The 14,011-nt window shown below is 67.0% G+C and carries 1 protein-coding gene; it reads left to right on the top strand.

Annotated features, from left to right (window positions below; translation table 11 throughout):
* On the top strand, window positions 1–14,011 hold a 14,011-nt coding region (locus tag AU185_RS13260; protein ID WP_286143116.1), incomplete at both ends, for a non-ribosomal peptide synthetase.

The raw sequence follows: 14,011 nt of genomic DNA, 5'->3' as shown, positions 1-14,011 counted from the left end.
ACATACAACTCGCCGACCACCCCCCCGGGTCCGGGGTGGGGGTCGGGTATTGGCGGCGGGCTTCGTTGACCGGGTCACGGTTTGTGGCGTGCCCGTTCGGTGCGCCGGGGCAACGGATGTATCGCAGCGGGGATTTGGTGCGTTGGCGCGCTGATGGGCAGCTGGACTATCTGGGCCGCGCTGATGAGCAGGTCAAGATCCGCGGGTATCGCATCGAGCTCGGCGAGATCCAGACGGCGCTGGCCGCCCTGGAGGGGGTGGCCCAGGCGGCGGTGATCGCCCGCGAGGACCGCCCCGGTGACAAACGCCTGATCGGCTATATCACCGGCACCGCCGACCCGACCGACGCGCGCAGCGTGCTGGCTGAGCGGTTGCCGGCCTACATGGTTCCGGCCGCGGTGGTGGGGATCGACAACCTGCCGTTGACCCCCAACGGCAAACTCGACACCCGCGCGTTGCCGGCCCCTGACTACCAGGATGGCGATCGGTACCGGGCCCCGGTGACCCCGACCGAGCAGATCGTGGCCAACATCTACGCCCAGACCCTGGGCCTGGAGCGCGTCGGCGTCGTAGACTCCTTCTTCGACCTCGGCGGCGACTCACTACAGGCAATGCGCCTGATCGCCGCCCTCAACACCACCCTCAACACCAACCTCGCAATACGCACCCTCTTCCAAGCACCCACCGTTGCCCAGTTGGTGCCCCGTATTGGTGGAGGCGAGGGTGGGTTCCCGCCGTTGGTGCCGGTTGACCGGCCCGCCGTAGTTCCGTTGTCGTTTGCCCAAAAACGCATGTGGATTCTCGACCAGTTGCACGGGCCGTCGGCCGTGTACAACATCGCGGTGGCGTCGAGGCTGCGTGGTCGGCTGGACGCCGAGGCGCTGGGTGTGGCGCTGGCGGATGTGATCGGCCGCCACGAAAGCCTGCGGACGCTGTTCCCGGCGCCCGAGGGAACACCCCAGCAGCTCGTAATCCCCGTTGAGCGGGCCGATTTCGGCTGGGACGTCGCAGACGCGACGGAATGGTCGGCAGCTCGCCTGCGCGAGGACATTGACACCGTGGTGCGCTGCACGTTTGATCTGGCCAGACGAATTCCCTTGCGGGCGCGGCTTTTCCGCGTCGCAGAGGACGAACACGTGCTGGTCGTCGTGGTGCACCACATCGCCGCCGACGGCTGGTCGATCAACCCGCTCGTGCATGATCTGGGCGTCGCTTATGCCAGCCGCAGCGCCGGGCAAGCCCCCGGCTGGGACGCGTTGGCTGTGCAGTACATCGATTACGCGTTGTGGCAACGCGAGCAACTCGGTGAACTCTCAGATCCGCACAGCCCGATCGCCGCTCAGCTGGCCTACTGGCACAAGGCCCTGGCCGAGATGCCGGAACACCTGGAACTGCCCACCGACCGGCCCTACCCGCCGGTTGCCGACCACCGCGGCGCCACGGTGGCCGTCGACTGGCCGGTCGAGCTACAGCAGCGGGTTGCTCGGGTGGCCCGTGAGCACAACGCCACCGATTTCATGGTGGTACAGGCAGCCCTGGCGGTGCTGCTCTCGAAGATCAGCGCCAGCCCTGATGTGGCAGTCGGGGTCCCGATCGCCGGACGGCGTGACCCAGCACTCGATGGGCTGGTGGGGTTTTTCGTCAACACCTTGGTGCTACGGATGCAGTTGGTCGGTGATCCCGACTTCGCTCAGCTGTTGGCTCAGATCCGCGCACGCAGTTTGGAGGCCTTCGAGCATCAAGACGTGCCGTTCGAGGTGCTGGTGGAGCGGCTCAACCCGCCCCGAAGCCTGACCCACCACCCGCTGGTGCAGGTGATGTTGGCCTGGCAGAACCTTCCCGGGCACACCGATGACCCCGCGGGCCGGTTGGCCTTGGGTGATCTGCAGGCCACCCCGATCCCGGTGGATACCCAGGCGGCCCGAATGGACCTGACCTTTTCCCTGCGCGAACGCTGGAGCGAGGCCGGTGAGCCCGCCGGGATTGCCGGGGCGGTGGAGTTCCGCACCGACGTGTTCGACGCGGCCAGCATCGAGGCGCTCATCAGACGGTTGGAGCGGGTGTTGGTGGCGGTGACCGCCGACCCGGCTCAGCGGGTGTCGCGGGTGGATCTGCTGGACGCCGGCGAGCATGCCCAGTTGGTGGGCTGGAGCAATCGGGCGGTGCTGACCGCGCCACTGAGCTCGCCGGCCACGGTTACGGCCATGTTCGCCCGGCAGGTCGACCGGACCCCGGACGCGGTGGCGTTGGTCTGCGGTGAGCTTACGTGGACATACCGGGAGCTGGACGAGGCTGCGAACCGGTTGGCGCGCCGGCTCGCCGCTCATGGCGCACGCGCCAGCGAACGTGTGGCGCTGCTGTTTACTCGCTCGGCCGAAGCGATCCTGTCGATCCTGGCGGTGCTCAAGACCGGCGCGGCCTACGTGCCGATCGACCCGGCGCTGCCGGCATCCCGGATCGGGTTCACGCTCTCCGACGCCGCACCGATCGCCGTGGTGAGCACTTCTGGACTGCGGTCGCGCCTCGACGGCCACGACATGATCGTCATCGACGTCAACGATCCTGTCGTCGACGCCCAACCCAATACCGAACTAGCGCTGCCGAAACCGGACGATATCGCCTACCTCATCTACACCTCGGGCACGACCGGTGTACCCAAGGGAGTGGCGGTCACCCACCACAACGTCACCCAGCTGTCGGCGTCGTTGGACAGCTGGCTGCCACAGGGAGTGGGGCAGGTGTGGTCGCAGTGGCATTCCTACGGTTTCGACGTCTCGGTGTCGGAGATCTTCGGTGCGCTGCTCCATGGCGGGCGGCTGGTGGTGATACCTGACGCGGTGGTTCGTTCCCCCGAGGATTTCCATGCCCTGCTGGTCGCCGAACACGTCAGCGTGTTGAGTCAGACCCCGTCAGCGGTGGCGATGCTCTCGCCGGACGGGTTGGACGCAACGGCGTTGGTGGTGGCCGGTGAGGCCTGTCCGGCCGAGGTGGTCGATCGGTGGGCATCGGGGCGGGTGATGATCAACGCCTACGGCCCCACAGAGACGACGGTGTATGCGGCGGTCAGTGCGCCGCTGACTCCGGGTGCGGGCGTGGTGCCGATCGGTGCGCCGGTGCCGTCGGCGGCAGTGTTTGTGCTGGACGGCTGGTTGCGGCCGGTGCCGACCGGGGTGGTCGGGGAGCTGTACGTGGCCGGCGCCGGTGTGGGAGTCGGGTATTGGCGCCGGGCGGGGTTGACCGGGTCGCGGTTTGTGGCCTGCCCGTTCGGCGGGGCCGGGGCGCGGATGTATCGCACCGGCGACCTGGTGCGCCGCGGTGCCGATGGACAGCTGCAGTACCTGGGCCGCGCCGACGAACAGGTCAAGATCCGCGGCTATCGAATCGAACTCGGCGAAATCCGCGCAGCTCTAACCGAATTGGATGGCGTCGAGCAGGCGGTCGTCATCGCACGCGAAGACCGCACCGGCCCGAGACGCCTCGTGGGCTATATCACCGGAACCGCCGACCCGGCCGACATACGCGCGCAGTTGACCGAGCGGCTGCCGGCGTACATGATTCCGGCTGCGGTGGTGGCCCTCGACGAGCTACCGCTGACGGTCAACGGCAAACTGGACAGCCGCGCCTTACCGGCACCCGAATACAGCGCCGGCGAGTACCGGGCTCCGGCCGACCCGGTCGAGGAGGTCCTCGCCGACATCTATGCCCAGGTGCTCGGACTCGAGCGGGTCGGGGTCGACGAGCCTTTCTTCGATTTGGGTGGAGACAGCATCTCGGCGATGCAGGTGGTGGCCCGGGCGCGAGCCGCGGGCGTGCTGTGCCGGCCGCGCGACATCTTCGTCGAGCAAACCGTGGCGCGGCTGGCCCGGGTGGCCGCGGTGGCCACCGGTGAGAACACCGCGGCGGACGAGGGTGTCGGACCGGTGATCGCGACACCGATCATGCGGTGGCTGCACGGCGTGGACGGCCCGATCGAACAGTTCAACCAGACCATGGCGGTGCAGGCCCCCGCCGGAGTGACCGACGCTGACGTGGTCGTCATGTTGCAGGCATTGCTGGATCGGCACGCCATGTTGCGGCTGCGCGTCGATGACGACGGCGAGGGCGGGTGGTCGTTGACGGTGCCCGAGGCGGGGTCGGTGGATGCCGGAGAGTGCCTGCACACGGTGGACGTGCTCTGCGATGACGCGCTCGTGGCTGCGCGGTCCCGGCTGGACCCGGCGAGCGGGGCGATGCTCAGCGCGTTGTGGGTTGCCTCCGCCGGCCAGCTGGTGCTGATCGTTCACCATCTGGCGATCGACGGCGTGTCGTGGCGAATCCTTTTGGAAGACCTCAATATCGCGTGGGCCCAGCATCGCGGCGGACAGCAGGTGAGGTTGCCGGCGGGCGGGACATCGTTTACCCGCTGGGCGTCGCTGCTGGCCGAGCACGCGCGTAGTCCCGAAGTCGTGGACCAGGCGGGTGCCTGGCGGCAGGTGGCGAGGGTTCCGGCCGCGCTACCCGCGGTCGAGCCGGCGGTGGATACCTGTGCCACCGCCGGGCACCTGTCGGTGTCGCTGGATGCCGAGACCACCCGCATGCTGCTTGGCGAGGTGCCCGCGGCGTTCCATGCCGGAGTGCAGGACATCCTGTTGATCGCGTTCGCCTTGGCGTGGGCGCATTTCTTGGGCGAGGGCGGCGCACCGGTCGGCATCGACGTCGAGGGCCACGGCCGTCATGAGGAGTTGGCGGCCGACGTCGATCTGTCGCGCACGGTGGGATGGTTCACCACCAAATACCCTGTGGCGCTGGCCGTGGGCGGATTGTCGTGGGAGCAGGTGCTGGCGGGCGAGGCGGCGCTGGGGGCGGCGCTCAAAGACGCCAAGGAGCAACTTCGCGCCCTCCCCGATCCCCTGACGTACGGTGTGCTCCGCTACCTCAACGCCGACGTTGACCTGGACGGGGCAGACCCACCAATCGGATTCAACTATTTCGGGCGTCTCGGTGCAGCCGCCGACGCGTCCGGTGACGGTTGGCGGATCAGCCATGACGGCGTGTCGCTCACCGGTGCCACCGCGGCGGTGCCCATGCCGCTGATGCACACCGTGGAGGTCAACGCAGTCACCGTCGACACTGACACCGGCCCGCGCCTGCATGCCGACTGGACCTGGGCGCCATCAAAGCTCGATCATGCGGCGGTCGGCCGGATCAGCCGGCTGTGGTTTGACGCCCTCGGCGGTATCTGCGCCCATGTGCGACACGGCGGCGGCGGCCTGACTCCATCCGACGTTGTGCCCGCACAAGTCAGTCAACAACAGATCGATGAGCTTGCTCAGCAATACGAGATCGCCGATATTCTGCCGTTGACCCCCTTGCAGCAGGGACTGCTGTTCCACGCCAGCACCGCGCGGGACAACCGCGATCTGTATGCAGTGCAGCTGGATATCACGTTGAGCGGTCGACTCGATGAACGCCGCCTACGCGATGCCGTGCACGCCGTCGTCGACCGGCACCCACATCTGGTCGCCCGATTCTGCCCGAAGCCTGACCAGCCGGTGCAGGTCGTTCCGGCTGCTCCCGTGCTCCAGTGGCGGTATGTAGATCTCGAAGTCGACGTCGCCGGCCTCGACGCCGACGCGGAAGAGCTGATCCAACAGATTCGCGCCGCTGAACGCGCCGCCGTCGGCGATATCGTCCACCAGCCCGCCTTTCGAGCGGCGTTGATCCGCATCACACCAGATCGCCACCGGTTCGTGCTGACCAATCACCACATCGTCCTCGATGGCTGGTCGATGTCGATCGTGCTGCAGGAAATTTTCGCGAGGTTCAGCGGGCAGCGACTGGCAGCGGCCCCGCCCTATCGGAGCTTCTTGACCTGGCTGGCCGATCGCGACCTCGATGCCGCCCGCGCGGCGTGGCGTCAGGTGCTCGCCGGCTTCGACACCCCAACGTTGATCGGACCGCCGCAGACATTGGCCCTCGGCCCCCGTGGCGTCAAGACATTTCGGGTGTCCGCCCAAATCACCCGGGCGGTCAGCGATTTGGCCCGCTCATGCCACACCACGGTCAATACCGTGCTGGAGGCCGCCTTCGCGCAGCTGCTGTGCTGGCTGACCGGTCAGCATGACGTCGCATTCGGCACCACAGTCTCCGGTAGGCCACCTGAGGTGGCCGGCGCGGAATCGATGGTGGGCCTTTTCATGAACACGGTGCCGGTGCGGGCACCTATCACAACGACAACCACGACGTCGCAACTGCTGGACCACCTGCAAAACGCCCACAATGACACTCTTGAGCACCAGCACCTGGCGCTGACTGAGATTCATCGAATCACCGGTCACGAGAAGCTGTTTGACGCGCTGTTCGGCTACGAAAACTACCCGCTGGACACTGCCGCTCTGGCGGACGGCAAAGACCTGACCGTCACCGATCTCACCAGTCACGAATGCACCCACTACCCGCTTGCGATGCAAGCCCTCCCGGGTCGCGAGCTGGGCTTCCGGGTGGAATATGACACCGAGGTTATCGACGGGGACAGCATCGACGCGTTGACCGAGCGGTTCGAGCGGATGTTGGTGGCGATGACGCGCGATCCGGGACGGTCGTTGTCTTCGATCGATCTGCTCGACGCCGGTGAACATGCCCGGCTGGATGAGATCGGCAACCGGGCGGTGTTGTCCCGGCCGGCCACCACAGCGCTGTCGATCACAACGGCGTTCGCCGACCAGGTGGCGCGCACCCCCGATGCGGTGGCAATGGTGTGCGGTGAGCGTTCGTGGACGTACCGGGAGCTGGATGCGGCCGCGAACCGGCTGGCGCAGTGGCTGGCTGCTCACGGCGCGGGCCCGGGTTCCTATGTGGCGCTGATGTTTTCCCGTTCGGCAGAGGCGGTCGCCGCGATTCTGGCCGTGCTCAAGACCGGTGCGGCCTATCTGCCGATCGACCCGGCGCTGCCGACGGCGCGGATAGGGTTCCTGCTCGGCGACGCAGCGCCGATCGCCGTCATCACCACGGCGGGGTTGGCTGACCGACTGGACGGCCACGACGTGCCGATCATCGATATCGACGATCCCCGAATCCAGACCTTACCGTGCACCGCACTGCCGGAACCGGGCCCGGACGATATCGCGTACCTCATCTACACCTCGGGTACGACCGGGACGCCCAAAGGCGTGGCCATCACCCACCACAACGTCACCCAGCTGTTGGCATCGTTGGACGCCGGGCTGCCGCGCGCTGGGGTGTGGTCGCACAGCCATTCGTTGGCCTTTGACGTCTCGGTGTGGGAGATCTTCGGTGCGCTGTTGCGCGGTGGGCGGCTGGTGGTGGTTCCCGAGGAGGTGGCGCGCGTACCGGAAGAGTTCCACGATGTGCTGGTTGCCGAACGCGTCAGCGTCTTCACTCAAACCCCCTCCGCGGTCGCCGTTCTCACCCCGGACGGGTTGGAGTCGGCGGCGTTGGTGATGGCCGGTGAGGCCTGCCCGCCCGAGATAGTTGACCGGTGGGCGCCGGGCCGGGTGATGGTCAACGCCTACGGCCCGACCGAGACCACCATGTGTGTGGCGATCAGCGCCCCGCTGGCAGCGGGTTCCGCGACAGTGCCGATCGGGGCACCGGTGGCGGATGCGGCCCTGTTCGTGCTGGATGGCTGGTTGCGCCCGGTGCCGCCCGGGGTCGTCGGTGAGTTGTATGCAACCGGTCGCGGCGTGGCTTGTGGGTATGTAGGCCGAGCTGCGTTGACCGGGTCGCGGTTTGTGGCGTGTCCGTTCGGTGCGTCGGGACAACGGATGTATCGCACCGGAGACTTGGTGCGTTGGCGCGCCGATGGGCAACTGGACTATGTCGGCCGCGCCGACGAGCAGGTCAAGGTCCGCGGCTACCGCATCGAACTCGGTGAAATCCAAGCGGCGTTGGCCGGTTTGGATGGCGTTGATCAGGCGGTGGTGATCGCCCGCGAGGACCGCCCGGGCGACAAGCGCCTGGTCGGCTATGTGACGGGAGCAGCAGACGCTGCCGCAATCCGCGCCATGCTGGCCGAGCGACTCCCGGCCTACATAGTGCCGTCGGCGGTGGTGGTGTTGGAAGCGCTGCCGCTGACGGTCAACGGCAAACTCGATACCCGCTCCCTACCCGCACCCGAATACACGGCGGGTGGTCACCGGGCCCCGGCCAACCCCATCGAGGAGATCCTGGCTGGCGTTTACGCCCAGATGCTCGGGCTGGACCGGGTCGGCGTGGATGAGTCGTTCTTCGACCTGGGTGGGGATTCGCTCTCGGCGATGCGGGTGATCGCGGCGATCAACACCGGCCTGGACGCCGATCTTTCGGTGGCCACCCTGTTCGAGGCACCCACGGTTGCCCGGTTGGCGTGCCGTATCGATGAGGGCGCGGGTCGACTGGCGCCGGTGGCGGCGATGGAGCGGCCCGCGGAGATTCCGCTGTCGTTCGCCCAGAGCCGGTTGTGGTTCATCGACCAGTTGCAGGGGCCCTCAGCGGTGTACAACACGGCGGCGGCCTTGCGGTTGAGTGGTGCGCTTGATGCGCAGGCGCTGGCTGCGGCGCTGGCCGATGTGGTGGGCCGCCATGAAAGCCTGCGCACGTTGTTCGTCGCGTGCGACGGCGTACCCCAGCAGGTGGTCATCCCCTTTGAGCAGGCCGGTTTCGGGTGTCAGATCATTGACGCCAGCGGCTGGCCGGAGAGTCGGTTGGCCGAGGCCGTCGGTGCCGCGGCGGGCCACACGTTCGATCTGGCCACCGAGATTCCGTTCCGGGCTTGGCTTTTCCGCGTCGCCCCAGACGAACACGTGCTGATGGTCGTGGTGCACCACATCGCCGCAGATGGCTGGTCGCTGAGGCCACTGGCGGCTGATGTTGGTGTGGCATATGCCAGCCGGTGTGCGGGCCACGCCCCCGGCTGGGCGCCACTGGCGGTGCAGTACGCCGATTACACGCTGTGGCAGCGCGCGCAGTTCGGGGATCTGGACGATAGCCATAGCCTTATCGCCGCTCAGCTGGCCTACTGGCAGGATGCGCTGGCCGGGATGCCAGAGCATCTGGAGCTGCCGACCGATCGGCCTTATCCATCTGTTGCCGATCACCGCGGCGCCAGTGTGGCGGTGCAGTGGCCGCCCGAGCTGCAGCAGCGGCTTGCGCGGGTGGCACGGGAGAACGACGCGACCACCTTCATGGTCATCGAGGCCGCGTTGGCGGTGCTGCTTTGCAAGCTCAGCGCCAGCAGCGATGTGGCGGTTGGCTTCCCGATCGCCGGGCGGCGCGATCCCGTGCTCGATCAGCTGGTGGGTTTTTTCGTCAACACCTTGGTGCTCCGGGTAGAGGTGGTCGGTGATCCCACGGTCGGCGAACTTCTGGCCCAGGTGCGACGGCGTAGCCTTGCCGCCTACGAGCATCAGGATGTGCCGTTCGAGGTGCTGGTGGAGCGGCTCAACCCGGCCCGAAGCTTGACCCATCACCCCTTGATTCAGGTGATGTTGGCCTGGCAGAACCTTCCCTGGCAGGACGGCAATTCTTCGGCGGGAGTGGCCTTGGGCGAGCTGCAGGTCACGCCGCTGCCGGTGGAAATCCGCACCGCCCGAATGGATTTGGTTTTCTCTCTGGCTGAACACTGGACCGAGGACGGTGAGCCTGCGGGGCTCGGCGGGACAGTGGAGTTCCGCACCGATGTGTTCGACGCCGCCAGCATCGAGGTGCTCATCGAGCGCTTTGAGCGGGTGCTGATGAACATGAGCACAGATCCGGCCCGGCGGCTCTCGTCGGTGGATCTGCTGGCTGAGGCTGAGCACATCCAGTTGCAGGCGTGGGGCAATCGGGCGGCGTTGAGCCAGCTCGCGCCCGCGCCTGTGTCGATTCCGGTGCTGTTCGCCGCGCAGGTGGCGCGCACGCCGGAGGCGGTGGCGGTGACCTTCGAGGGCCGCTGCATGACGTATCGCGATCTTGACGCGGCGGCGAACCGGCTGGCGCACCTGTTGGCCGCCCACGGGGTGGGGCCGGGTTCCTGTGTGGCCGTGCTGTTTTCACGGTCGGCTGAGGCGATTAAGGCGATTTTCGCGGTGCTCAAGACCGGAGCGGCCTATCTGCCGATCGACCCGGCGTTGCCTGCCAGCCGGATCGACTTCATGCTTGCCGATGCCGCGCCGATCGCCGCTGTCACCACCACCGCGCTGCGCCCGCGGCTGGATCGGCATGACCTGCTGGTCATCGATAGCGAAGACTCCGCTGTCGACAGCCAACCCAGCACGGCACCACCAGCGCCGGGTCCGGATGACATCGCCTACATCCTCTACACCTCAGGCACCACCGGTATCCCGAAGGGCGTGGCCATCACCCATCAGAACGTGACCCAGCTGTTGGCGCCGTTGAATGCGGGCCTGCCGGCAGTCAGTGTGTGGTCGCAGTGTCATTCCTACGGTTTCGACGTTTCGGTGTGGGAGATGTGTAGCGCGCTGCTGCAGGGCGGGCGGCTGGTCGTGATACCCGAGTCGGTGGCTCGATCGCCGGAAGAATTCCACGCCTTGCTGGTTGCTGAAGAGGTCGGCGTCTTGAGCCAAACCCCTTCTGCTGTAAGTGCGTTGTCGCCTGAAGGACTGGATTCGGTGGCGTTGGTGGTGGCCGGCGAGCTGTGCCCGACCGACGTGGTTGATCGTTGGGCGCCGGATCGCGTGATGATCAACGCGTACGGCGAGACCGAAACGTGGTATGCGTCCTCGAGTGCACCGTTGACGCCAGGTTCGGGAGTGCCGCCGATCGGCTCGCCGGTAGGCGGGGTGGCGTTGTTCGTGCTGGATGGATGGTTGCGGCCGGTGCCGGCGGGGGTGGTCGGGGAGTTGTATGTGGCCGGGTCCGGGGTGGGTGTCGGGTATTGGCGGCGGGCCGGGTTGACCGGATCGCGATTCGTCTCGTGTCCGTTCGGTGCGCCGGGACAACGGATGTTCCGCACTGGGGATTTGGTGCTCTGGCGGGCCGATGGCCAGTTGGTCTATGTGGGGCGCGCCGACGAGCAGGTGAAAGTCCGCGGCTATCGCATCGAGCTCGGTGAGGTCCGAGCGGCGCTGGCCGCGCTCGATGGGGTGCAGCAGGCGGCTGTGATCGCCCGCGAGGACCGCCCCGGCGACAAACGCCTGGTGGGCTATGTCACCGGGACCGCTGACCCGGGCAAGCTACGCGTCCAGATGGCCGACCGACTACCGCCCTATATGGTTCCGGCAGCGGTGGTGGTCTTGGAGGCGCTGCCGTTGACCCCCAATGGCAAGCTCGACGCCCGTGCGCTGCCGGCACCGGAGTACACGACGGTTGGGTACCGAGCCCCGGCCAACCCGACCGAGGAGATCTTGGCCGGCATCTACGCTCAAGTGCTGGGGCTCGAGCGGGTCGGCGTCGACGATTCCTTCTTCGACTTGGGCGGCGATTCCCTGTCGGGGATGCGCTTGATCGCAGCGATCAATTCCGCACTGGATGCCGATGTTTCGGTTCGCACGCTGTTTGAGGCGCCGACGGTGGCCCGGTTGGCGCCGCGCCTCGGTGAGGGCGCGGGTCGGCTGCCGCGGTTGGTGGCGATGGAGCAGAGGCCGGCGGTGGTTCCGTTGTCGTTCGCCCAGAGCCGGTTGTGGATCCTGGACCAGTTGCAGGGCCCGTCACCGGTTTACAACATGCCGGCGGCGTTGCGGCTGAGTGGGCACCTTGATGCGCAGGCGTTGGGTGCGGCGTTGGGCGATGTGGTGGCCCGCCATGAAAGCCTGCGCACATTGATTGTCGCGGTCGACGGGATACCTCAGCAGGTGGTTATCCCTGTCGAGCGGGCCGACTTCGGTTGGGACGTCGTTGATGTCGCCGGCTGGCCAGAAAGTCGGCTGTGGGAGGCGATCGGCACCGCGGGGGGCTACACGTTTGATCTCGCGAACCAGATTCCGTTGCGGGCACAGCTTTTCCGCCTCGCCGAGGATGAGCACGTGCTGGTGGCGGTGGTGCACCATATCGCCGCCGATGGCTGGTCGTTGACCCCGTTGGTGCGCGATCTGGGCGTGGCCTATGCCAGCCGGTGTGCGGGACACGCCCCGGATTGGGCGCCGCTGGCGGTGCAGTACGCCGATTACACGCTGTGGCAGCGCGCGCATCTTGGTGAGCTGTCAGATCCGGACAGTCTGATCGCCGCCCAGCTGGCGTATTGGGAGGAAGCCCTCGCCGGGTTGCCCGAACGCCTCGAGCTGCCGACCGATCGGCCTTATCCGTCGGTGGCTGATCAGCGCGGCGCCACGGTGGCCGTCGACTGGCCGGCCGAGCTACAGCAACAGGTTGCCCGGCTTGCGCGGGAGAACAACGCGACCAGTTTTATGGTGGTGCAAGCGGCGTTGGCGGTGCTGCTGGCGAATGTGAGCGCCACTTCGGATGTGGCGGTGGGCTTTCCGATCGCCGGGCGGCGCGATCCTGCGCTCGATGACTTGGTCGGGTTTTTCGTCAACACCTTGGTGCTGCGGGTTGATCTCGCTGGTGACCCCACGGTGGCTGAGTTGTTGGCGGCGGTTCGGGCGCGCAGCTTGGAGGCCTTCGAGCATCAGGATGTGCCCTTCGAGGTGTTGGTCGAGCGGCTCAACCCGGCCCGTAGCCTGACCCATCACCCGTTGGTGCAGGTGCTGTTGGGTTGGCAGAACTTCACGGGACAAGACAGAGATGCCGCCGAGTTGGCGTTGGGTGAGTTGCAGCTGTCCTCGTTGCCGATCGAGACCCAAACGGCGCGTATGGATTTGACGTTCTCGCTCAGCGAGCGCTGGGCTGAAGACGGTGCGCCTGCCGGGATTGTGGGCACGGTCGAGTTTCGTTCCGATGTGTTCGATGCGGGCAGTGTGGAGGGGTTGGTTGGGCGGTTGTGGCGGGTGTTGGTGGGGATGACTGTTGCGCCCACTGCGCGGGTGTCGTCGGTGGATGTGGTTGATGAGGTCGAGCATGTTCGGCTGGATGGGTGGGGTAATCGGGCGGTGTTGTTCGGGCCGGTGTCGGGTGCGTCGGTTCCGGAGTTGTTCGCTGCGCAGGTGGGGCGGACCCCGCAGGCACCGGCGCTGACCTACAACGGCCGTTCGATGACGTATCGCGAGCTTGACGAGGCGGCGAATCGGTTGGCGCATCTGCTGGCCGCGTATGGTGCGGGGCCGGGTCAGTATGTGGCGCTGATGTTTTCGCGGTCGGCTGAGGCGATCGTGTCGATTTTGGCGGTGCTCAAGTCGGGGGCGGCTTATCTGCCGATCGACCCGGCGCTGCCGGTGAGCCGGATCGGGTTCATGGTTGCTGATGCTGCGCCGATCGTCGTGTTGACGACCGCTGATCGGGTTGGTGGGTTCGGCGGGTTGGCCGTGCCGGTTGTCGATGTCAGCGGGTCGGGGGTGCAGGGGTATCCGTCTACGGCGTTGGCTGGTCCGGCTGCTGATGACATCGCGCATTTGATTTACACCTCGGGCACGACCGGGATGCCCAAGGGGGTGGCGGTCACGCACCGCAATGTCACCCAGCTGTTCGACGGCCTGGATGTTGGTGTGGCGCTGGGGCCGGGGCAGGTGTGGACGCAGTTTCACTCCTATGCGTTCGACTTCTCGGTGTGGGAGATCTGGGCTGCCTTGTTGCATGGGGGGCGGTTGGTGGTGGTGCCCGATGAGGTGGCCAGCTCGCCGCAAGATTTCCATGCCTTGCTGGTTGGGCAGCAGGTGAGTGTGTTGACTCAGACGCCGTCTGCGGTGGGGGCGCTGTGGCCGCAGGGGTTGGAGTCGACGGCGTTGGTGATCGGCGCTGAGCCGTGTCCGGCCCAGCTGGTGGATCGGTGGGCGCCGGGGCGGGTGATGGTCAACGTCTATGGGCCGACCGAGACCACGATGTGGGTGGCCAAGAGTGCGCCGTTGACGGCGGGGTCGGGGGCGCCGCCGATCGGTGCGCCGGTGCCCGGCGCGGCGTTGTTTGTGCTCGATGGTTGGTTGCGGCCGGTGCCGGCGGGGGTGGTCGGGGAGTTGTATGTGGCCGGCGCCGGGGTGGGGGTCGG

This window comes from Mycobacterium sp. GA-0227b (genome assembly GCF_001499855.1).
Classification (GTDB): Bacteria; Actinomycetota; Actinomycetes; order Mycobacteriales; family Mycobacteriaceae; genus Mycobacterium.
The sequence above is the reverse complement of the archived record's forward strand: the minus strand, read 5'-3'. Positions and strand labels throughout refer to the sequence as shown.